At 71.7% G+C, this 21,389-nt stretch carries 22 protein-coding genes and 1 pseudogene; 8 read left to right on the top strand and 15 right to left on the bottom strand.

Annotation, left to right across the window (positions count from 1 at the left end):
* Positions 1-150 precede the first annotated feature (150 nt).
* The 7 genes from mnhG to D458_RS37005 all read right to left on the bottom strand — a co-directional run bounded on the left by mnhG (position 151) and on the right by D458_RS37005 (position 6,112).
* A complete protein-coding gene (mnhG, locus tag D458_RS0115860) occupies positions 151-489 on the bottom strand; it encodes a monovalent cation/H(+) antiporter subunit G (protein ID WP_017587735.1) in 339 nt (112 codons plus the stop codon).
* Positions 486-743, bottom strand: a complete 258-nt coding sequence (locus tag D458_RS0115855) for a monovalent cation/H+ antiporter complex subunit F (protein WP_017587734.1) — start codon at positions 741-743, stop codon at positions 486-488. The genes mnhG and D458_RS0115855 overlap by 4 nt, the downstream gene beginning before the upstream one ends.
* On the bottom strand, positions 743-1,120 hold the full coding sequence (locus D458_RS0115850) for a Na+/H+ antiporter subunit E (RefSeq protein WP_017587733.1): 378 nt from the start codon (positions 1,118-1,120) through the stop codon (positions 743-745). The genes D458_RS0115855 and D458_RS0115850 overlap by 1 nt, the downstream gene beginning before the upstream one ends.
* Entirely contained in the window at positions 1,117-2,637 is a 1,521-nt protein-coding gene (locus tag D458_RS0115845) for a monovalent cation/H+ antiporter subunit D family protein (protein WP_017587732.1), read from the bottom strand. Before D458_RS0115845 ends, D458_RS0115850 begins: the two co-directional genes overlap by 4 nt.
* Positions 2,634-2,942, bottom strand: a complete 309-nt coding sequence (locus tag D458_RS0115840) for a sodium:proton antiporter (protein ID WP_017587731.1) — start codon at positions 2,940-2,942, stop codon at positions 2,634-2,636. The genes D458_RS0115845 and D458_RS0115840 overlap by 4 nt, the downstream gene beginning before the upstream one ends.
* Positions 2,939-5,815 carry a DUF4040 family protein gene (locus D458_RS0115835; RefSeq protein ID WP_017587730.1) on the bottom strand — a complete coding sequence of 959 codons (2,877 nt, stop codon included), beginning with the start codon at positions 5,813-5,815 and terminating at the stop codon, positions 2,939-2,941. Before D458_RS0115835 ends, D458_RS0115840 begins: the two co-directional genes overlap by 4 nt.
* A 126-nt stretch (positions 5,816-5,941) precedes the next feature.
* On the bottom strand, positions 5,942-6,112 hold the full coding sequence (locus D458_RS37005; RefSeq protein WP_017587729.1) for a hypothetical protein: 171 nt from the start codon (positions 6,110-6,112) through the stop codon (positions 5,942-5,944).
* 328 nt (positions 6,113-6,440) lie between these two features.
* On the opposite strand from D458_RS37005, the gene D458_RS0115825 reads away from it, so the two are divergent.
* Entirely contained in the window at positions 6,441-7,319 is an 879-nt protein-coding gene (locus tag D458_RS0115825) for an alpha/beta fold hydrolase (RefSeq protein ID WP_017587728.1), read from the top strand.
* 119 nt (positions 7,320-7,438) lie between these two features.
* Here the strand turns inward: D458_RS0115825 and D458_RS0115820 are convergent, their stop codons facing one another.
* From D458_RS0115820 to D458_RS0115810, 3 genes are read right to left on the bottom strand one after another with little or no spacing between them, the layout of a single operon-like run.
* Positions 7,439-9,094 carry a hypothetical protein gene (locus D458_RS0115820; RefSeq protein ID WP_017587727.1) on the bottom strand — a complete coding sequence of 552 codons (1,656 nt, stop codon included), beginning with the start codon at positions 9,092-9,094 and terminating at the stop codon, positions 7,439-7,441.
* Positions 9,091-10,011: an ABC transporter ATP-binding protein gene (locus tag D458_RS0115815; protein ID WP_017587726.1), complete on the bottom strand. Its 921-nt coding sequence runs from the start codon at positions 10,009-10,011 to the stop codon at positions 9,091-9,093. The genes D458_RS0115820 and D458_RS0115815 overlap by 4 nt, the downstream gene beginning before the upstream one ends.
* Positions 10,008-10,697 (bottom strand): TetR/AcrR family transcriptional regulator, encoded by a 690-nt coding sequence (locus D458_RS0115810; RefSeq protein WP_017587725.1) that lies wholly within the window; start codon positions 10,695-10,697, stop codon positions 10,008-10,010. Before D458_RS0115810 ends, D458_RS0115815 begins: the two co-directional genes overlap by 4 nt.
* A gap of 171 nt (positions 10,698-10,868) precedes the next feature.
* On the opposite strand from D458_RS0115810, the gene D458_RS33595 reads away from it, so the two are divergent.
* The 4 genes from D458_RS33595 (at position 10,869) to D458_RS0115790 (ending at position 14,897) form a co-directional block, all read left to right on the top strand.
* A complete protein-coding gene (locus tag D458_RS33595) occupies positions 10,869-11,456 on the top strand; it encodes a TetR family transcriptional regulator (RefSeq protein WP_017587724.1) in 588 nt (195 codons plus the stop codon).
* Positions 11,449-12,327, top strand: coding sequence for an ABC transporter ATP-binding protein (locus tag D458_RS0115800; RefSeq protein WP_017587723.1), 879 nt, complete (start codon positions 11,449-11,451; stop codon positions 12,325-12,327). Before D458_RS33595 ends, D458_RS0115800 begins: the two co-directional genes overlap by 8 nt.
* Complete coding sequence (locus D458_RS0115795; protein WP_017587722.1) at positions 12,324-13,892, top strand: fluoroquinolone export ABC transporter permease subunit; 1,569 nt, start codon at positions 12,324-12,326, stop codon at positions 13,890-13,892. Before D458_RS0115800 ends, D458_RS0115795 begins: the two co-directional genes overlap by 4 nt.
* Before the next feature lie 90 nt (positions 13,893-13,982).
* On the top strand, positions 13,983-14,897 hold the full coding sequence (locus tag D458_RS0115790; RefSeq protein ID WP_017587721.1) for an SDR family NAD(P)-dependent oxidoreductase: 915 nt from the start codon (positions 13,983-13,985) through the stop codon (positions 14,895-14,897).
* Between the two features lie 109 nt (positions 14,898-15,006).
* Here D458_RS0115790 and D458_RS0115785 read toward each other — a convergent pair whose 3' ends face one another.
* From D458_RS0115785 to D458_RS0115765, 5 genes are all read right to left on the bottom strand, one after another.
* Positions 15,007-16,212 (bottom strand): cytochrome P450, encoded by a 1,206-nt coding sequence (locus D458_RS0115785; protein ID WP_017587720.1) that lies wholly within the window; start codon positions 16,210-16,212, stop codon positions 15,007-15,009.
* A 48-nt stretch (positions 16,213-16,260) separates the two neighbouring features.
* Positions 16,261-17,046, bottom strand: a complete 786-nt coding sequence (locus D458_RS0115780) for an ABC transporter permease (protein WP_017587719.1) — start codon at positions 17,044-17,046, stop codon at positions 16,261-16,263.
* Positions 17,043-18,008 carry a daunorubicin resistance protein DrrA family ABC transporter ATP-binding protein gene (locus D458_RS0115775; protein WP_017587718.1) on the bottom strand — a complete coding sequence of 322 codons (966 nt, stop codon included), beginning with the start codon at positions 18,006-18,008 and terminating at the stop codon, positions 17,043-17,045. The genes D458_RS0115780 and D458_RS0115775 overlap by 4 nt, the downstream gene beginning before the upstream one ends.
* A 28-nt stretch (positions 18,009-18,036) precedes the next feature.
* Positions 18,037-18,834 carry a DUF4097 family beta strand repeat-containing protein gene (locus D458_RS0115770; protein WP_017587717.1) on the bottom strand — a complete coding sequence of 266 codons (798 nt, stop codon included), beginning with the start codon at positions 18,832-18,834 and terminating at the stop codon, positions 18,037-18,039.
* 79 nt (positions 18,835-18,913) lie between these two features.
* On the bottom strand, positions 18,914-19,429 hold the full coding sequence (locus D458_RS0115765) for a hypothetical protein (protein WP_017587716.1): 516 nt from the start codon (positions 19,427-19,429) through the stop codon (positions 18,914-18,916).
* 233 nt (positions 19,430-19,662) lie between these two features.
* Between D458_RS0115765 and D458_RS33590 the strand changes: the two genes are divergently transcribed.
* From D458_RS33590 to D458_RS37950, 3 genes and pseudogenes are all read left to right on the top strand, one after another.
* A complete protein-coding gene (locus tag D458_RS33590; protein WP_017587715.1) occupies positions 19,663-20,151 on the top strand; it encodes a GbsR/MarR family transcriptional regulator in 489 nt (162 codons plus the stop codon).
* Positions 20,148-20,612: pseudogene (locus tag D458_RS38175) on the top strand (FAD-dependent monooxygenase); the annotation flags it as partial. The gene D458_RS33590 and the pseudogene D458_RS38175, both read left to right, overlap by 4 nt.
* Before the next feature lie 118 nt (positions 20,613-20,730).
* On the top strand, positions 20,731-21,378 hold the full coding sequence (locus D458_RS37950) for an FAD-dependent monooxygenase (protein WP_152521147.1): 648 nt from the start codon (positions 20,731-20,733) through the stop codon (positions 21,376-21,378).
* Positions 21,379-21,389: the final 11 nt, after the last annotated feature.

The raw sequence follows: 21,389 nt of genomic DNA, 5'->3' as shown, positions 1-21,389 counted from the left end.
GTGTCACAAGGCACCGTAAATCGTGGTAACGACTGACCGCCAAAACGCGTTGGGGTGCGGTTTCCCGCCTGCGTGGGGCCTGTCGGAACGAGACGGGCCCCGCCGTCCGCTCACGCGGAGGGCGGGGCCCCGTCGGAACCACCGGCGTGTCTACGAGTCCTTCTCGGTGGCTGCCAGATCGTCGAATTTCGTGTTGTCGGCGGGTTCGACCCCGGTCAGGTAACCGGCACGGGCGATCGCGTTGCCGCCGACCGCCGCGGTGGCCAGCTGGATGAGCAGGGCCAGCCCGATCTTGACCGCGTTCTCCACGGACGGGTAGTGCAACAGCAGCCCGAGGAGCAGGAGGGCGGTTCCCAGGCCGCCCGCGATGCTCACCCCGCTCAGCCGCGCGTAGAAGTCCCGGAGGCGGATCAGGCCGATGGCACCGACCAGGAAGACCACGGCCCCCGCGATCATGCAGGCGACTCCCGCGATGTCCAGGGCGTTCATCGCTTACCTCCGGTGATCAGTCGGGCCAGGGACAGTGCGGCGAGGAAGCCGACCAGTGCGGCCACCAGGACGATGTCCACGACCAGTTCGGTCTCCAGCCGGTAGCCGAGCATGGCGACCAGCCCCACGAAGCCGAAGAAGACCACGTCGGAGGCGGCGCCCCGGTCGGCCGCGGACGGTCCGGTGAGGATGCGGTACGCGGCGATGGCCATGGCCACGACGATCGCGGCCAGGCCGATGTCGATGAGCTGCATCAGTGACGTCCTCCTTCGCCCGGGGCGCTCTCGGGGGAGCCCGTCGGGCGGGTGACCGCGAGAACACGGTCCTCCATCGTTCGGATGTCCTGCCGGAAGGACTCCCGGTCCTCCACGTACAGGCCGTGGACCCACAGGGCGGCGGGCTCCTGCCGCACGGCCACCGTCACCGTGCCCGGGGTCAGCGAGATCAGGTTGGCCAGCAACGTGAACTCGAGGTCGGTCCGGCACCGGACCGGGACCTCGACGAAGGCAGGGTTCGTGGAGCTCCCCGGGGTGAGGATGTCCCGCATCACCTCGAAGGAGGTCCTGATGATCTCCCAGCCCGCGTAGAAGGGGAAGCGGAGCAGCCGCAGCGCCCACATCAGATAGGTCATCGTCCCAGCACCGCCTCGACGTATCCGGAAGTGTCCAACAGCCCGGCGGCCGCCTGTGCGCTCAGGTCGAGCAGGACCTGTGCCCCGAGGCCGATGCCCAGGGTGGTCGCGGTCAGGATCAGGCCGGGGACGAGCAGCGCGGTGCGGATCTTCGGCTGAGTGCGGGTGCCGGTGGTGACGGAGCCGTTCTCACCCGCCTTCGCCGGTGCGCCGCGGTCGTCCGGTGGCGGCTCCTGGCCCCAGAACACCCCTCCCCAGATCTTCAGCATGGACATGAGGGTGATCAGGCTGACCGCGATCATCACGGCCACAGCGGTCCACTGGGCGTCCTCCACGGCCGCCATCACCAGGGTCAGCTTCGCGACGAACCCGGAGAACGGCGGGAGACCGGCCAGGGAGAGAGCCGCACCCATGAACACCAGGGCCAGCAGCGGCTCCCGCTTGGCGATACCGCCCAACCGGTCCAGTGCGCCGGTCCCGTAGGTGTGCTCGATCGCTCCGGTCGACAGGAAGAGGGACGCCTTCACGATCATGTGGTGGATGAGGTAGAAGATGCCCGCCATGAGACCGAACTCCGTGAACAGGGCGACCCCGAGCAGGATGTAGCCGATCTGGCTGATCATGTGGAAGACGAGGATGGAACGGGTGGTGTTCTCGCCGACCGCGCCCATCACCCCGATGAGCATGGTGAGGGTGAACGCCACCACGCCGATCCACAGGAACTTCGCGTCCCCGTCGAAGACCAGCGCGTACAGGCGGTAGATCGCGTAGATCGCCACCTTGGTGTGCAGGCCGGAGAACAGTGCCGTGACGGCGGGTGAGGCGGCGGGATAGGTACGGGTCAGCCAGCCGTGCACCGGGACGACGGCCGCCTTGATCGACAGGGCGAGGATGACCACGCCCATGCCGACCGCGACCGTCGGGTTCTCCTTGGCGGAGCCGGCCAGTTCACCGAGGTGTACGGTTCCGGCGGCGGCGTAGACCAGTGCGACGCCGGCGAGGAAGATGGTGGACGTCAGCAGGTTGACGGTGACGTAGATCCGCCCGCCCCGCAGGCGCCCCAGGACGCCGAGCATCGCCAACAGCCCGTACGAGGGCAACAGCATGACCTCGATGAACACGAACATGTTGAAGATGTCGCCGGTGAGCAGGGCACCGGAGACACCCGCTGTCAGCACCAGGACCAGGGTGGCGAAGAAGGGCTGCCGGTCGTCCCCGGTGGCTATGGCGAAGACCGAGCACACCAGCGCCAGGAGCGAGGTGGTCCACAGCATCAGGGCGCTGAAGACGTCGACGACGAACGGGATCGCGATGCCGTCCTGCCACAGCCCCACGTTGTGGGCGAACACGGCCCCGTCCCGGGTGAGCCAGAGCAGCCAGGTGGCGGCGAGCAGTGCCGCCGCGCTGGGCGCGAGCAGCAGGGCCCGGCGCACCCACAGGGGGCCCTTCGGGACGATCAGCGCCCCGGCGGCGACCAGTGGGACGGCGACGAAGAGAGGGAGCAGCGAGGTGTTCATGAGGCGTCCTCGGTGTCGTCGTCGCTGCCGGAGGCGGCGAGTGTGAGCATGTAGATCGCGATGGAGAAGGCGATCACGATCGCGGTCAGCACGAACGCCTGCGGAAGCGGGTCACCCGCGGTGAGCGCGGTACCGAACTGGAGCAGCGGCAGGTCCCGGCGGCCCACGCCGCCCGCCGACATGATCAGCAGGTTGACGGCGTGCCCCACCAGGATGAGGCCGAACACGATGCGCACCATGCCGCGCTGGAGCATCAGGTAGACGCCCCCGGCGACCATGATGCCGATGGTGATGGCGAGGGTCATCGGTTACCTCCGGTGGTGGAGCCGTCCAGGGCGGACGTGTCCTCGTCGGACGACAGGGCCGGCGGGTGTTGTTCCGCGTCGGCCTCCCTGGGCTTGGCTCTCCTTCCCGACCCCTGGTCGAGGCCGAGCTCGTTGAGCGCGGTGAGCAGGACGCCCACCACCGCCAGGTAGACGCCCACGTCGAAGATGAGCGCGGTGGTGAAGTGGAAGTATCCGCCCCAGGCCAGCGGGATCTCGGCGTGCAGCGGCTTGAGGAACGATCCGTCGGCGTAGCCGAGGAACCCGGAGAACGCGGCGACCAGGACGCCCGCCGCGATGATGGCGGGGTAGGCGAGCCGGATGCGTGCCCTGGTGTCGCTCGAGGCGGCCAGGTAGAGCAGTGCGAAGCCCGATCCGCCCACGAGTCCGGCGATGAAGCCGCCGCCCGGCTCGTTGTGTCCTCGCAGCAGCAGGTACATGGACCACAGGACCAGGAGCGGCATCAGGAAGCGGCCGACCGTGCGCATCAGCACGGTGTTGTCGTTCGCCGAGTAGGCGGCGTTGGACTCGGCCACCGTGACCCGGCGGGAGGCGTGCACCGGCAGCAGGCCGCTGGAGTGCAGCACCGCGATGATGATCAGCCCGGCCACGCCCAGCACCACCAGTTCACCGAAGGTGTCCAGGGCGCGGTAGTCCACCAGGATCGTGTTGACCACGTTGGTGCCACCGGTGTCGTCGGGAGCGTTGCTCAGGAAGTACTCGCCGGCGGCGGAGATCTCCCGGCGGCCGGTCAGGGCGTAGGCGGCCGCTCCCGTGCTGAGGCCGGCGCCGATCGCGATGGCGGCGGTCAGGACGGTGCGGCTGCGCTTCACCGTGTGGAACTTCTCGGGGAGGCGGCGCAGTACGAGTACCGCGATGACCACCGTCAGGATCTCCACCAGCAGCTGGGTGAGGGCGACGTCGAAGGCGCCCAGGAAGAACAGCCAGAGGGCGACGGTGAAACCGGCGACACCCACCAGTGCCAGACCCGCCATACGGGAGCGGGTGACCACCGCGGAGCCGACGGCCACGGCCATTAGGCCCACGAGCAGCCAGTCGAGGCCCAGGGCGGTCTGTCCGGCCACCGGCGGAAGGCCCAGGCCGGCCACCGCGACCACCGCGGCGAGCACGACCATGACGATCGTCGGTGCTCCCAGGTGGAACGCGGGGGAGTCGGTCCGGGTGAGGTCGCCGGTCCGCTTGCCCGCCCGGATGACCCCGTCGTAGAGCGCCTCGAAGACCCCCACGCCGGTGACCGGGACGAGGTCGCGGCCGGCGAGGGCCTCACCGGAGCGGCTCCGCCAGGACAGCAGCGCGCCCAGGCCGATGGCCAGGGCCGACATGCCGAGGGCCGCGTTGAACCCGTGCCACAGCAGCAGGTGCGCGTCCGCGCTCTGGTGCGTGGCGTTCAGGGCCACCTCGTTGACCAGCGGGTCCAGTGCCGGGACGGTCAGGCCGAGCAGCAGACCGCCGAGGGAGGCGGTGATCGCCGGGAGCCAGAAGCTGGAGCGCGCCTCGGTCGCGGTGCTCTCCTCGTCCTCGCCCCGGGGCTGCCCCCAGAAGGCCCCGTAGACGAACCGGAACGAGTACGCGAAGGTGAACGCGGCGGCACCGACCGCCACGATCCCGGCCACCGGCCCGAACCACGCCGGTCCGGGCGCGTGGATCAGGGACTCGAAGAGGTTCTCCTTGCTGATGAAGCCGAGCAGCGGCGGGATGCCCGCCATGGACAGGGCGGACAACGCGGCGACGGTCGCGGTGACCGGCATCCGCTTGCGCAGGCCGCCGAGTCGGCGCAGGTCGCGGGTGCCGGTCTGGATGTCGACCAGGCCGACCACCATGAACAGCGCGGACTTGAACAGGGCGTGCGCGACGGTGTGCACGGCCGCCGCGACCAGGGCGGCGGGGGTGCCCACGCCGATCACCGCGACGAGGAAGCCGAGCTGGCTGACGGTGGAGAAGGCCGCGAGCCTCTTGAGGTCGTGCTGTTGCAGGGCGAAGACCGCGCCGATCACGGCCGTGGTCAGACCCAGGGTGATCAGCAGGGTGTTCCACAGCAGCAGGTCGCCGAAGGCGGGGGTGAACCGCATGGCCAGGTAGATCCCGGCCTTGACCATCGCGGCCGCGTGCAGGTAGGCACTGACCGGGGTGCTCGCCGCCATGGCGTCGGGCAGCCAGTAGTGGAACGGGAACTGCGCCGACTTGGTGAACACGGCGGTGGCGACCAGTACCGCGACCAACGAGGTGAACCCGGTGTCCTGGGTCCAGGACGTGTCCGCCAGGATCACGCTGAGCCGGCTGGTTCCGGTGCGTACGATGAGCAGCACGACCGCCGCGAGCAGGGCGAGTCCGCCCATGGCGGTGAGCAGGAACGTGCGGATCGCCGGTCGGTCGGCCGAGACCCCGGACAGTCCGATGAGGTAGAACGACGCGATCGTCGTGAGCTCCCAGAACACGAAGAGCAGCACCACGTCGTCGGCCAGGACCAGGCCCGTCATCGCCATGGCGAAGAGGGACATCAGGAAGTAGAAGCCGAGCCTGCGACCCGGCGGGAAGTACCGGGTCGAGTACGCCATGATCAGCGAGCCGATGCCGGTGACCAGCATGGTGAACAGCCAGCCGAGGCCGTCCATGCGCAGGTGGAGGTCGACACCGATCTGCGGCATCCACGGCCGGGAGAACTCCAGGGGCTCACCGGCCCCCAGGACCTGGGGGGCCTGGAGGGCCACCAGCAGGGTCAGGCCGAGGAAGACAGCGGAGATGGGCCAACCGGCGTTCCGGCCCAGCAATCGGTCTAGTAACGGTGTGCACGCCACGGTCACGGCGAGCACGATCATCAGAAGCAGCAGCACCACGCCACTGTCCTTTCACGGCTTTGCGCCGCGCAGGCTGAGAAGCACGGCGGCCCGGGGGCGGCCGGTGCGGTGCGCGCGGCGACAACGGATGAGGAGTGGTTTCGGGACAGCGTCGGACGGACGCCGTCAACCGGGTCCCGGCGGGCAGGAGCTGAGCTCGCCGTGCGCGTTGGTTCCCCAGGATGTGGTATAGCCGTTGGTGCCGTGCGGACGGCGGTTTCCGATCGGGAGCTTGTGGCGCTCACCGAAGCGGCTTCGGCGCAGCGCGCGCGAAGGGGTGGTGACGGTCTTGGTCATGCGGTGTGCTCCGGACATGGGTCGTAGGGACGCCGACCAGTCTTCCCGGCACACCTGTAGCGCTTGTGGCGCCGCGCCCATGTTCGTCGATGCTGGTGTATATGTCCAGTTCCGGCCATGTTCTCCCAGCGGGGAGAAATCGGCACCGACGTCAAGGGGCTCCGGTCAATATAGTCCCTGAACAGGTAAAATAATCCGTTGCCGCCGTCCGGTTCGTTGAAGTTTCCGCTGGTTGGCCTGACCTGGCGTACAGGCGTAGAGTGCGGGTCAGGTGTGCCGGGAAGGCTGGTCGGCGAACTGCTCATCCCTACCCGAAACCAGGTGCCCGATGCCGGAGACCGCTCTCCACGGCGCGCGCGTATACCGCTCAGAACTCGCAGAGAGAACCGTCCGGGGATGGTGCCGGGAACGGCTCGACGAGTATCCGGACCTGACCTCCCTGCCGGAGATCAGCACGGCGATCGGACCGACCCGCGCTTTCCGGATGCCCGGCGGCTCCGAGGCGCCGGTGGTGGTGCTCAGCGGTACCAACTTCAACAGCGCGCTCAGCGCCTCGCCCGCCTCCGACATGACGGCGGAGCGTGACGTCGTCCTGGTGGACCTGCCCGGCCAGCCGGGGCTCAGCTGCGGGCTCCGACCCAAGGGACACCGCGCGGAGGCGTACGGCGCGTGGTTCGACGAAGTGCTCCCCTTGCTGGTGGACCGCCCCGCGATCGTCCTCGGCCACTCCCTGGGCGCGGCCGTCGCCCTGGCCTCGAAACCGTGCTCCCTGGTCAAGGGGATGGTTCTGATCGCTCCGGCCGGTCTGACCAGCGCCGCCGCCCCACCCGAGCTGATGCGTGTGACGCTGCCGTGGATGATCGGACCCCGGGAGGACAAGAGCACCAGGCTGCTCAACTTCATGAGCGGGCCCGACTTCCGTCACCCCGCCCACCCGTTCGCCGGGTGGATGACGATGGTGGGCAAGTACTGCCGGACCAGCCTGGCCCCGGGGCCGCTGCCCACCGAGTCGCTGCTGGCCTGGCAGAAGAAGAACGTCACCGTGGCGACCGGTTCGGACGACGTGTTCTTCTCACCGGCCCGCCTGCACGGCCCCGCCCGCCGGTTCCTGGACACCGACCTGCACGTCCTGGAGGGCGCCGGGCACCTGGCCCCCTACGAGTCCTCCGGTGAGGTCGCCGATCTGGTCCGCCAGGCCGACGTCTGACCCCGGGGAGTCCCGGGACCGCCCGCACAGGTCCCCCGGCCGCGCGGGGAGAGCCCGGGGGCGGGCGCGGGAGCCTCGCCCCCACCTCGGACGGCAGCGCGGGGCCGTCCGCGCCCGCCTCAGACGGGCAGGTCCCTTCGGCGCAGCGCCCACACCCCGGCGGCCACGAGCGCGGCGGCCAGCGCCGTGAGCGCGGGATAGGTGATCACCGACCCCTGGTAATAGGGGTTGACGTGCGCGAAGGGTGACAGCAGCAGGAACAGCAGCTCCGGGATCAGGCCGGTCTTCACCGCGATCTCGGTCACGATGCCCGCACCGAGCGCCGTCCACCCGACCGCCGTGCTCAGGCGCGGCACCAGCCCCTGGGCCAGGACGGCCACTCCGACCACGACCCACACGGCCGGGGCCAGGGACAGGGTCAACCCGGTGAACCGCGCGACGTCGGCCCACAGCTGTCCTCCGCCGAGTCCGGACCCCAGGCCGACGGACACGCCCAGGACCGCCAACAGCGCCACGGGGGCGGCCAGTGCCGCGCCCGCGTGTGCCAGCGCCCAGGCGGTCCGTCCGGTCGGGCCGGACAACAGCAGCTCGGCTGTTCCCGAGGTCTCCTCCCGGCGGATCCGCAGGGCCGTGAACAGCGCCTGCGCGGCGACGGGGAAGACGAACACGAAGACGACGTAGGTGAAGAAGGTGTCGGCGGGTGCCACTCCCAGCTCGGCGCCCATGCCCCGGACCCACGGCATGTCGGCGTACTCGGCCATCGCACCGGCCCCGACGTACCCCATCGCCAGCCCCGTCACGGCGACCGCCACCGCCCAGCCGGCCAGCGGGACGCGGTCCAACCGCCACGTCAGTGCCGGTACCGACCGCAGCCAGCCGGCTCCGCGCACCCGACCGGGGCGCTGCGGCAGCAGGCCCGCTCCCAGGTCGCGGCGGTCGGCCAGGGCGAAGGCCGCGGCCACGGTCAGCACGATCCAGATCAGTGCGGGGAGCAGCGCCCACCACTGCTCGTCGGCGAAGGAGCGCAGGTTCTCCCACGACCCCTGGGGCGTCACCCAGGTCAACCGGAGGGCGTCCCCGCCCGCCATCGCGCCCAACCCCCGGATCAGGTGCAGGAGGTAGAACGCGCCGAAGGCCAGACCCACCGCCCGGCCGGGGCCCGAGGTGAGCTGGGCGGCGAGAGCGGCCGTCCCCGCCCCTGTCCACACCGCCATGGCGGTGACCAGGCCGAGGGCCACGGAACCGGCGACCGGCATCCCGGACACGATCAGCCCGCAGGCGATCAGCGCCCCGAGGGCGGCACCCGAGCCCAGGGCGACGGCCAGCGCCGCGGCCAGGTCGGCGTGCCGCCCCAGCGGCAGCCCGCCCAGGAGCTCCCGGCGCCCGGAGGACTCCTCCGCCCGGGTGCCCCGTACGACCAGCAGGATCGCGCCCAGCGCCGCGCACATGGTGCCGCCCGCGAAGGCCTGCTGCACCGCCAGGGCCTCGGCGGTGTCGGCGAAGGCCCTGGACTGGAACAGCACGAACATCGGCACGCTCTGGAGCTGTTCCCACCGGTCCTGTCGGTCCTGGGCCGTGGGGTAGGTGGTCTCGGCCGCCGCCACCCCGCCCAGGACGACGCCGACGGTGACAGCCGCCCAGACCGCGATCAGAGCCCGGTCCCGGCGCAGGGCCGACCGGACCAGGTGGCCCGCGCCCGAAGCCGCACCGGGCCGCCGGGCCGACCGGCCTCGGAGCGGTCGGGCGGGGGCGCCAGGGGCCGCGGGGGCGCTCACCGGGCCCCCTCGGCGACGGTGCCGGCAGGGGTGTCCGCGGCGTAGTGGCGCAGGAACAGCTCCTCCAGGGAGGGCGGTCCGGCGGTGAGATCGCGCATACCGGCCCTGGCGAGACGGGAGCACAGCGCGTCGAGGGCGTCGGGGTCGGCCTGCAGGCGCACGCGGGTGCCCTCCACCGTCACCTCGTGCACCCCGGGCAGGTCGGCGATCCCGTCCGGGGGGCCGGTGAGTTCGGCGGTGACGTCGATCCGGGACAGGTGGCGCAGTTCGGCCAGGGTCCCGCTCTCCACCGTGCGACCGGCTCGGATGATGCTCACCCGGTCGCAGAGGGCCTCGACCTCGGACAGGATGTGGCTGGAGAGCAGGACGGTGCGCCCCCGGTCCCGCTCCTCGGCGACGGTCTGCCGGAACACCGCCTCCATGAGCGGATCCAGGCCGGAGGTGGGTTCGTCCAGTACCAGCAGTTCCGTGTCGGCGGCCAGCGCCGCCACCAGTGCGACCTTCTGCCGGTTGCCCTTGGAGTAGGCGCGCCCCCTGGTCCGCGGGTCCAGGTCGAAGCGGTCCGTGAGTTCGGCGCGGCGCCGGGGGTCGGTGCCGCCACGGATCCGGCCCAGCAGGTCCAGGATCTCGCCGCCGGACAGACCCGGCCAGAGGGTGACGTCACCGGGCACGTAGGCCAGGCGGTGGTGGAGTTCGGCCGCCTCGCGCCACGGGTCACCGCCGAGCAGGCGGACGGTGCCGGCGTCGGCGCGGGTCAGGCCGAGCAGGATGCGCAGGGCGGTGGTCTTCCCCGCCCCGTTGGGGCCGAGGAAGCCGTGCACCTCCCCGGTGCCCACGAGTAGGTCGAGGTGGTCCAGGGCGGTTGTGGTGCCGAAGCGTTTGACGAGTCCGGTGATCTCGACGGCGGCGCTGTTCATGGCTGTTCTCCCTCGGGGGGAAGCGGTTCCGTGGTCGCCCCGGTGCCGTGCCCGCCCAGGGCGTCGGTGATTCTCCGTCCCTGGGTGTCGGCGAGGAAGTCGGCCATGGACGTGTACAGGGCGGCGATGGCGGTTCCCACCCGGGGGGCGTGCTCGGGGTCCAGGGTGTCGGCCCCCATCCGCCGGGCCAGGTGCGTGTGCAGGACGAGAGGGCCCAGGTGCATGGTGCCCATGACCGCGGCGGCGTCCCTGAGGGCCGGGGAACCGGGCGGGAACCGGTCGGGCCACCGTTCGGACAGGAAGCGTTCGGCGAGGTCCGCGCCGGCCTCGAAGAGCTCGTCGGCCGCGGCCGACCCCTCCACCAGGGCGCGCGCCAGATAGCGGGTGCTCGCCTGGCTCGACCGGTACATCGAGGTGGCGAATCCGGGAGCGGAGGCCTCCTCTTCCAGGGCCCGGCGGGCCTGGTCGAGAAGGGTGCCGATGGCGTGGGCGTCGCAGGCGGCGCGCAGCCCTTCCTTGGAGCCGAAGTGGTGGCGGATCAGGCCGGTGGAGACGCCCGCCTCGGCGGAGATGAGCTGGACGGTGGCGCCCTTGAAGCCGTGTTCGGCGAAGACCTTCAGCGCGGCGTCGCGGACGCGGGCGCGCCCGGTGAGGTCGGGATCGGGTTCGGGTCGTGCGGAGTCCATGCCGCGATACTACATGGACATGTAGCAAACTACACGTATGAGTAGTCACTTTTCGGGTCTCGTGATGCCCCGGGGGCGGGTCGCCCCCTCCCGGCGGTTTACGGGAAGGGTTCGGGCGGTTAATGTTAGAAAGTAACTTGTTATCAACTAACACGAATCGGCTCGGGGTACATGGCGCACTGGCGTGAGCAGAAGAGGGAACGCACCCGAAACGCACTGAGGGAGGCGGCGTTCCGGCTGTTCGCCGAGCACGGATACGAGGACACGACCGTCGCGCGGATCGCGGCCGAGGCGGGCGTCTCGCACATGACGTTCTTCCGCTACTTCCCGGCCAAGGAGGACGTGGTCCTGCGCGACGACTACGACCCGATGCTCGAGGAGCTGGTACGCGCCCAACCCGCCGGGAAGTCCCCGGTGCGCCGTGTGCGGGACGCGGTGATGAGCGCGGTGCCCGCCGTCTACGCGCAGGAACGGGAGGCCCTGCTGCTGCGCTCCCGGCTGCTGCTGACCACCCCGGCCCTGCGTGCGCGTATCGGGGAGAGCATGAGCGGATCACGGGCCGCCTTCGAGCGGGGGCTCAGCGAACCGGAAGAGGCCGGTGCGCCACCCCTCGCCGCCCGTGTCGTCGCCTCCGCCTGCACCGCCGCGCTCACCACCGCCATCACCGTCTGGGTCGAGGAGGGCGGCGAGAGCGACCTGCCCGCCCTCATGGACCAGGCCTTCGACGTACTCGAGACACCTGGAGTCCGGGATGGCTGAGAGCACCGGCACCGACGACGCCGTCTCCGTGAGGGATCTGCGTGTGCGCTACCGCGGGGCGGACGAGGACGCGGTGCGGCGGATGGACTTCACCGTGGGGGCAGGGGAGATCTTCGGCTTCCTCGGTCCCTCGGGCGCGGGCAAGTCCACGGTCCAACGCGTTCTGACCCGGCTGCTGCGCGGCTACGAAGGCCGCGTGAGCGTGCTCGGCCGCTCGCTGCCGGAATGGGGCAGGGACTACTACGAGCGGATCGGCGTGGGGTTCGAGCTGCCCGCCGAGTTCACCCGCCTGACCGCGAGGGAGAACCTGGAGGTGTTCGCCTCCCTCTACCGCGGACCCGTCGCGGACCCCGCCGAACTGCTGGACCGCGTCGACCTGGGGGAGGCCTCGGACCAGCGGCTGAGCGCCTTCTCCAAGGGGATGAGGATGCGCTTGAGTCTGGCCCGGGCCCTGCTCAACCGCCCCCGGCTGCTTTTCCTGGACGAACCCACGTCGGGCCAGGACCCCGTGCGCGCGGCACGGTTGCGCGAGGTCATCCGGGCCGAGGCGGACCGGGGCGCCACCGTCTTCCTCACCACCCACGACATGCGCACCGCCGAGGACCTGTGCGACCGGCTCGCCTTCGTGGTCGACGGACGGATCGCCGCCGTCGACACCCCGGACGGCTTCCGCCGCCGCTACGGCCGCCCCGGCGTCGTGGCCGAGTACGTGACCGGCGGGCGACCACTCCGGCGCACCTTCGACCTCTCGGAGCTGGGAGCCGGCGGTGAGCTGTCCGGCCTCGTGGCCTCGGGCGCGGTCACGACCCTGCACACACGTGAGGCCACGCTCGACGACGTCTTCGCCGCGGTCACCAGGGTCCGGCTGTGAACCGGCTCGTCGGCACGTTCGCGCTGGAGGCGAAGGTGGTGTGGCGGTACGGGGTCGTGGCGATCGCCGCCGTCCTCGCCGTGCTCTGGACCGGCTTGCTGCTGGCCCTGCCCTCGCAGGGCGCGCAGGTTCTGGTCCCCTACCTCCTGTTCCTGGACACGGCCGGGTTCGGGGCGCTGTTCGCCGTCGCACTGCTCATGTTCGAGCGGGTCGAGGGCACCGACGCCGCCCGGGCGGTCACCCCCGTCAGCCCGGGGGAGGCCGCGCTCGTGCGGGTGGGCACGCTGACCCTCCCGGTCGTCGCCATGGCGGTCCCCATGGTCGTGGTGACCGCACCGGCGGGGCGGCTGTGGGGCGCGCTCGGATACGCCGTGACCGGGGTCGCACTGACCTCGGTCCTGCTGGTGGCCGTGTGTCTGGGGCTGGGCGCGCTCACCCGTACCTTCCAGGGCGCCCTGCTCGCCGCGGCCCCGGCCATCGCCCCGCTCGTCGCGGTCCCGGTGCTGCACCTGTCCGGCGCGGTCCAGAGCCCGCTGCTGTGGGCCGTGCCCACCACGGCGGGCGCCGAGCTGATCAGCCGCGGCCTGACCGGGCAGGCAGGTCTCCCGGAGGGGCCCGCCTGGTGGGCGGCGGTGTTGTACGCGGTGGGGTGTGCGGTGGCCCTCTGCTGGTGGGCGGCCCGACGGACCACCGTCACCGGTGAGGGGACGGTACTCCGCGGGGGGCGGGGGACCGGGGAGGGCGTGCCGATCGCCGACCGCGGCCCGCGTCGGCGGTTCGCCCGCCGGTCCGCGCGGGTGCGCCCACGCCCGGTCGGACCCGGAAGGGTGCTCCACCCGGTCGTGAGCCTCGCCCGGTACGAACTCGCCGGTGCGCGACGCGATCCCCTGCTGTTGGCCGTGGCCCTTGCCCCGCTGCCCCTGGCGCTGGCCCTCCGGTGGGCCTGTCCGGCGCTGGTCGAGTACCTGCGGTCCACCCATGGTTTCGATCTCGCCCCGCACGCCCCCGCCGTGTTCGGCGCGCTGGTCCTGCTGCACGTCCCGGTGATGGTCGGAGCGGTGGTGGCGCTGCGTGTGACCGAGGACGCCGACGACCGCGCCCTGCTGGTGCTGCGGGTCACTCCGCTGTCCCTGACCGCCTACTTCGGGTTCCGGGTGGGGACGGCCCTCCTTCTCACCCTGACCGGGCTGGCGATCGCCGTTCCCGTCTCCGGTCTGGGCCCGGCGATGTCGTCGGACCTGGTCGTCGCGGTGGTGCTCGCCGCACTGTTCGCACCCCTGGTGGTGCTGACCGCCGTGGCGTTCGCGAGCAACAAGGTCGAGGCCCTGGTCGTGGTCAAGGGGGCCGCGGCCGTGTCCGTTCTCGTGCCGGTGCTGGTCTGGGTGCTGCCCGGGCTCTGGTGGTCTCCGCTGCTGCTCCTGCCGCCCGCGTGGGCGCTGCTGACCCTGCCCGGCTCCCCGGGCGCCGCCGTTCCCGCGGCGGCGGTCCTGCTCGGCGGGCTCGTGAGCGCGGGGGCCGTCGCGCTGGTCCTGGTCCGGCGGACGAGGGCGCGCCTGCTCGGGTAGCGTTTCGGCGGGTCTGCGAGGAGAGTGCGTGGTCCGCGCCCCGATCCACCGCAGGACCCGACCCGGGCCTGCCCAGAACAGGAGGCCACCGTGCCGCTGAAACCCCTCACCATCGCCGTCACCGGGGCCAACTCGGGAATCGGTCTCCGCGCGGCCGGACAACTGGCGGCCGAAGGGCACCGCGTCTACGCCCTGTGCCGCGACGCGGTCCGGGGCGGGGCCGCCCTCGAACAGGTCAACAGCCGGGCCGCCGTCCCGGCGAGACTGGTCGTGACCGACCTCGCCGACCCGGCGTCCGTCCGGTCCGCGGCCGCGGAGATCACCGGCGAGCTGGACCGCCTCGACGTCCTGATCCACAACGCCGCCGTCTTCGACCAGACGATGCGCGCACCCCGGTTCACCGACGACGGACACGAGCTCTTCTGGGCCACGAACCACCTGGGGCCGCACCTGCTCACCGCCGAACTCAGCCCGCTCATGGCCGCCGCGCCCGCACCGCGTCTGGTCACGGTGGCCAGCAAGGGCCTGGTCGCGATGCCCTGGATCAGGATCCGCTTCGACGAGCTCGACTCACCCCGCTGGTACAGCCCGACCAAGGCCTACTACCACGCGAAACTGGCCCAGATCATGCTGAGCCTGCGCTTGGCCCGGCACGCGCGGGGCGCGGTCGACGTGGTCTGCCTGCGGGTGCCGGCCGTACGGCTCGACGCCGACCGGGTGGCCGCGATGCCCTCGCTGCTCCGGGCGCTGTACGCACCGAAGAACCGGGCCGCGCTCCCGCCGGAACAGCTGGCCCGGACCTACGCCCGGATCGCCACCCGGCCGGACCCCTGGAACGACCCCGTGGGCTCGTGGAGCGGTGACCGGAAGGCCTCGGGCGGGGTCTACCGCGACGAGCGGTGCCGTCCGGTGCCCGCCCCCGCGTTCGCCTACGACGAGGAGGCCCGCGAGCGCCTGTGGCAGGTGAGTCAGGAGGCGACCGGACACCCGGAGTGGGCCTGGTGAGTCCGGTGCGGGCGTGGAGAGCACCCGCACCGGGCCCACCGGCCGGAACCGCCTCCGCGCGTGTCGACGGCGGACCGGTTCCGGGCGCGGGCCCGGGTCCCGGCCGCCCTCACACGTCCCAGGCGACCGGGAGGCTCTTCACCCCGTAGATGTCCGCGCTCTCCGGGCGCAGGGGAATCTCCTCGGCCGGTACGGCCAGGCGCAGGGTGGGGAAGCGCTCGAACAGCGCGGGGAGCGCGACCCCCATCTCGACGCGGGCGAGCTGCTGCCCCAGACACAGGTGGACGCCGTGGCCGAAGGCCAGGTGCCCGCCGTCCTGCCTGCGGATGTCGAGCGCGTGCGGGTCGGGGAAGCGTTCGGGGTCCCGGTTCGCGGTGTTGAGTGAGAGGACGAGCGTCGTCCCGGCCTCGATGGTCTGTCCGCCCAGTTCGACGTCCTCCAGGGCCGTGCGCATGAACGTCTTGGCGACGCTCAGGTACCGCAGCAGCTCCTCCACCGCCCCGTCGGCCGGCCCGGGGCCGGCGCGCAGCGCGGCCAGCTGCTCCGGGTTGCGCAGCAGCGCGAAGGTGCCCAGGGCCAGGGTGTTCGCGGTGGTGTCGAAACCGGCCGCCAACAGGAGCAGGGCCATCCCCTGCAGTTCCTCGTCGGTGAGGTCGCTGTCGGTGAGGTCGCTGAGCACGTCGTCGGTGGGGTTCGCGCGCTTGGCTGCCACCAGCTCCGCGAGGTAGTCCTGGGTCCCCGTGTAGGCAGCGAGCAGCTCCTCGTCGCCGGTCTCCCCGTCCATGAACGACTCGACGTTCTCCTGGAAGGAGTCCCGGTCCTCGTAGGGCACCCCCAACAGCTCGCAGATCATGATCGCGGGGATGGGCCTGGCGAAGGCCGTCACCAGGTCGGCCGACGGCCCGGCCTCCTCCATGGCGTCCAGGTGCTCGGCGGTGATCTGCTCGACGCGCTCGGTGAGCATGCGCATCCTCCGGGCGGTGAACTTGCCCGCTAACGGCTTCCGGTAGCGGGTGTGCTGCGGGGCGTCCATGAGCAGGAACTCGCCGGGCGGCGCCGGAGGCAGCTCCATTCCGGTGACGTCGATGGTCGGGTGGAGCATGAGTTCCTTGCGGGAGCTGAACCGCGGGTCGGCCAGGACCGACCTGACCAGTTCGTAGCCGGTGACCAGCCAGCCGGGCTTGCCGCCGGGGAAGACGTAGCGGCTGAGGGGGCCGTGCCGGCGGGCCTCGAGCAGCTCCTCCGGAGGCGCGAAGGGGCAGCCGGTCCGGCGTTCGGTGGGCATCGTGGTGAGGGTGTGGAGGGTTGCACTCATGGTCGTTCCTCGTCTCGCGGGGTCGGTGGTCCGGTTCGTTAACGGCGGTCAGACGGCGGGGTCGCGGTTGTACAGCTTCCGCGCCCACAGGTAGGAGGCCAGGGCGATGGCGGCACACCAGGCGAGGGCCTGGATCCCGCTGCTTCCGATCTCGGTGCCCAACAGCAGGCCCCGCAGGGTCTCGATGACGGGGGTGAAGGGCTGGTACTCGGCGAACCACCGCACACCCGCAGGCAGGGTCTCGGTGGGCACGAAGCCACTGCCGAGGAAGGGCAGGAAGACCAGCGGCAACGGCAGGTTGCTGGCTGACTCGACGTTGTTGGCGACCAGGCCCAGCGCCACCGACAGCCACGTCAGCGCGAACGAGACCAGCGCCAGCAGGCCGAAGGCCGCCAGCCACTCAGCCGGACCCGCGCTGGGCCGGAACCCGATCAGCACCGCCACCGCGGTGACCACGGCCACGGCCAGCATCGCCTGGATCAGGCTCCCGACGACGTGCCCGCTCAGGACCGAGACCCGGGCGATCGCCATGGTGCGGAACCGGGCGACGATGCCCTCCGTCATGTCCATGGCCACCGAGATGGCCGTGCCCTGGGCCGCGCTGGCCACCGTGATCAGCATGATTCCGGGCGCGATGTAGTTGGCGTAGTCGGACCGGTTGCCGGAGGCCCCCTCGGCGCCCATCGCGCCGCCGAAGACGTACACGAACAGCAGCAGGAAGACGATGGGCATACCCATGAGGGTCAGCGTCAGGGACGGGTAGCGCTGCATGTGCCGCAGCTGGCGGGCCACCATCGTGGCCGAGTCGCCGAGGGCGTGGGTGAGCGTGGTCATCGGTTCGCCTTCCTTGCGTTGTCGTCGGCGCTCCGGTGACCCGTGAGCGCGAGAAAGACGTCGTCCAGGTCCGGGGTCTGCACCGACAGCTCCTCGGGGAGGATCGACTCGGTGTCCAGGCGTCCCAGCAGTTCGCGCAGCGAGGCGACGCCGCCGTTCCCGGGCACCTTGAGCGTCAGGGCCTCGGTGTCGGCCTCACCGCCCAGCACCCGGGCCGCGGACTCCAGGGACGGCGCCTCGGTGAAGCGCAGCCGGACGTGGCTGCCGGGGACCCGGCGCTTGAGTTCGGCGGCGGTGCCCTGGGCCACGATCGACCCGTGGTCCAGGACCGCGATCCGGTCGGCGAGCTGGTCCGCCTCCTCCAGGTACTGCGTGGTGAGGAAGACGGTGACGCCGTCGGCCACCAGGTCGCGGGTGATCTGCCACATGTCCCGGCGGCTGCGCGGGTCCAGTCCCGTGGTCGGCTCGTCGAGGAAGATCAGCCGCGGCCGGCCCACCAGGGTCATCGCCAGGTCGAGCCGTCGGCGCATGCCCCCGGAGTAGGTGGCGGCGGGTCTGCCCGCGGCTTCGACGAGGTCGAAGCGCTCCAGCAGTTCGGCGGCGCGCCGCTTCGCGTCGGTCCGGCCCAGACGGTGCAGCCTCGCCATGAGCATCAGGTTCTCGCGCCCGGTGAGCAGGCCGTCCACCGCCGAGTACTGGCCGGTGACGCCGATCGCGGCGCGCACCGCCTCGGACTCGGTGGCCACGTCGTGCCCGAGCACACTGGCCCGGCCGCCGTCGGCGCCGATCAGGGTGGACAGGATCTTCACGACGGTGGTCTTGCCGGCCCCGTTCGGGCCCAGCAGCGAGAACACGGTTCCCGCGGGGATGTCCAGGTCGACGCCGTCCAGCACGACGTGGTCGCCGTAGGACTTGCGCAGCCCGGTGGCCGCTACGGCCGTGCCGGGGGTGTGCTGTGTCATGTCTGCCTCGTTTCTCTCGGGCCTGCTGTCAGGAGCGGTGGACCAGGACGTCGCCCCAGACGCTGCGGGCCCGGACCTCGACGGTCCGGTCGGTGGGGGCGGGGCTGTCGGCGGCCTCCAGGGAGCTGCGCACGACGCCCTTGGTGGAGACCGCGTCCAGCCAGGCCGCGGTGCCCTCGCGGACGCCGATCTCCAGTTCGCCGTAGGAGGTCTCCACGCCGACGCTGCCCTGCACCACCTGGCCGAGCCGGATACTGCCGTGGGTGGTGCGCGCGGTGACCGAGCCCAGGGTGCGGTCGGCGGTCACGTCGCCGTGCGCGGAGTTGGCCCGCAGCTCTCCGGTCACCTCGCCGAGGGTGATGGCGCCGCTGGTGGACTTGACCACGGCGGAACCGTCGATCTCCTCCGCCCGGATCGAGCCGTGGCCCGTGGTGAGCTTGGCGTTGCCCGTCAGACGGTCCACCGTGATGTTGCCGTGGGAGGTGGAGATCTCGCAGGCTCCCAGGGCCCCCTCGCAGCGGATGTTGCCGAACCCGCACTCCGCGAGGACGCGTGAGCCCGCGGGCAGTTCGACGGTGATGTCGACCATGCCCTTGCGCCCGATCACGCGGCCCAGGCCCGAGGGCTGGGGGTCGCGCACTTCGAGGCGGCCGCCGGCGAAGTCGACCTCGACGAGTTCCGCGGCGCGCACGTCGTTGTCCTTGTGGTCGACGCGCGGGCGGATCTCGACGGTGGTCTCGGCGCGGTCTCCAGCGATGATCTGGAGGGTGCCGGAGACCACGGTGATGTCGGCGGTGATCGGTCCGGGGGTGGCGAAGGTGGTCACAGCTGTCTCCCTGTGATCGTGGTGTGGGTCGTCTCCGCGTTCGGGAGACGTGGTGGTGGATTCGGGTGCCGGGGTCCGGTCAGCGGACCCAGCCGGTGTGATCGCGTCCGATCTGGTGACTGGTGCGCGGGGCGGTCCGGCGGCCCTCGGGTCCGAGCGCCCCGGCCACGGCCCGGACCAGCCAGGCGTTGACCGACTGCCCCTCGGAGCGGGCCGCCTCCTCCACATGCGGCTTGAGGTGGTCGGGCAGCCGCAGTGTGATCCGCGAGGTGCCCCCCTCCTCGCCTTCGAGGAGCAGCGGGGCGACGTCATGGTGACGCCGATCAGATGTCAGGTGTGCGGTCCCGGTGGGCTCGTCGGTCGGAGGCGGCGTCACGATGAACTCGATCCGCTCCCCCCGGAGCCGGACCTCGACCGATCCGGGAGCGAGGTCCCGGGTGATCTCGTCCGTGGCGGCCGCCAGGGCGTCCAGCAGGGTGAGGCGTGTGGCAGGGGCCAGGGCTTCGCTGAGGCGGACAGCGATGACCCTGGTGTCCTCGTCCCCGGTTTCGGCGGCTGCCAGGAACTGGCGGCGGAGTTCGTCGACATGCGGCATCAAATCCATGATGTCATAATGACGTCATTGATGGCGTCATGTCAAGCCTCATTTCTGCGGCTGACGTCAGCAGTGGCACATCCCGAGGCGGGAGCGGGGTCGCGGGAGGCGTGGCCGCTGGTGGCGCGCTCCGTTTCCGGCCCCTTGGCGGGGCCCGGCCGCGGCTTTAGTTTCAGTAGTGACTGAAACGACCATCGGAGTTGAATATGTCTGCCGACGCTCACGATCGACTCATGGAGTGGGTCGACCGCATCGCCTCCCATCTGACCGCGGTGGACGGCCTGCCGCCGATCACCGGCCGCGTGCTGGGCTGGCTCATGGTCTGTGAGCCGGTCGAGCAGTCGGCCGGGCAGATCGCCGAGGCGATCGGTGCGAGCCGGGGGTCGATGACCCCCAACCTGCGACAGCTCACCGGCGTGGGCTTCGTGGAACGGATCAACCGCCCCGGTTCGCGGACCACCTACTACCGGTTGGTCGACAACGCCTGGCAGGCGGTGGTGGAGCAGCAGGTGGCGGCGTTGAGGTCGTTCCGGGCGATCACGGCCGAAGGGATCGACCTGCTCGACGCCCGGAGCGAACGGTCGCGTCGCGTGCGCCAGGCGGACCACGTCCTGCAGCGGCTCCAGGACGTGTTGAGCGATGTCGTGTCCACGGACGAGGCGGAGGGCGGGGCCCCGGCGCCGGCACACCGCTCGACTCCTGACTCGGGGGAGCAGTCGTGACCAGGACTCCGGGAGACGCTCCCGCTCAGGGACACCGCACACCCCGGCGGACCGCGGTGGTCGTCGGAGGCGGCATCGGAGGCCTGGCCGCCGCCCTGGCGCTGCACAGGACCGGTTGGACCGCGACCGTGCTGGAGCGGTCGCCCTCCTTCGACGAGGTCGGGGCGGGCATGTCCCAGTCGCCCAACGCCCTGCGCGCCCTGGACGCCCTCGGGGTGGGGGAGCGCGTCCGCGAGACCGGTACTCCCTTCCACGGTCCCTTCGACCTGCGGCTGCCGTCCGGGCGGCGGCTGGTGACGGCGCTCCCCGGAAGCACCTCCCCCCTGCTCGGCTTCCACCGCGCGGACCTGCACCGCATCCTCCTCGAAGCGGTCCCGTCCGCCTGGCTGCGCACCGGGGCGGAGGTGACCGGGTTGCGGCCGGAGCCGGGCGGCGCCGCGGTCGAGCTCGCGGACGGGGAGCTGCGGGCCGATCTGGTGATCGGGGCCGACGGCGCGAACAGCGTCGTGCGGCGCCCCGTGGCCCGAGGCGGATCCTCCCCGCTTCACCGGGGGCACGGTCTGGCGGGGGATCGCACGCGTGCCCCTGGAACGGGGTTTCATGGTGAGGGGGCGCGGCTCCTACGCACTCGCCATGCCCGTGGCCGGGAACCGGGTCTACTGGGCCGTGGCCTGCCGTTCCCAGCGGCCCGGCACCCGCTACGGCGACGACCGCGCCGAAGTACTGCGCAGGATCGATTCCTGGCCGGCCGACCTGCGCGAACTGGTGGAGGCCACCCCGGCGTCGGACGTCCTCCACCACGACGTGTTCGACCTCGCTCCTCTGGACCGCTACGTGAACGGGAGGGTCGCCCTGCTGGGCGACGCCGCACACCTGATGTGCCCGGACCTGGCTCAGGGGGCGGGCCAGGCGCTGGAGGACGCGGTGGTACTGGCGGCTTCGCTCGCCGCCTCGGGCCGGGTGGAGGAAGGGCTGGCGCGCTACGACGCCGAGCGCCGCCCGCGCTCTCAGTGGGTGGCCGCGGAGGCTCGTAAGAACGCCGACCAGAACCTCTCCCCGAGCCGGTCCGCCCATGCCGCGACGGCGGCCGTGATGTCACTGGTGCCGTCATCGCGCTGGCCCCGGTGGGCCGAGCGAGGGCTGTCCCGGCTGTGGGGGTGGGAGCCACCCGCCCTCCCGGGCCCGGCTCCGGTACGGGACACCCGGACACCGCCGGAGCAGGTGTGAGCCGGAGCCGC

It is taken from the genome of Nocardiopsis ganjiahuensis DSM 45031, assembly GCF_000341085.1.
Taxonomy (GTDB): Bacteria; Actinomycetota; Actinomycetes; order Streptosporangiales; family Streptosporangiaceae; genus Nocardiopsis; species Nocardiopsis ganjiahuensis.
The sequence above is the reverse complement of the archived record's forward strand: the minus strand, read 5'-3'. Positions and strand labels throughout refer to the sequence as shown.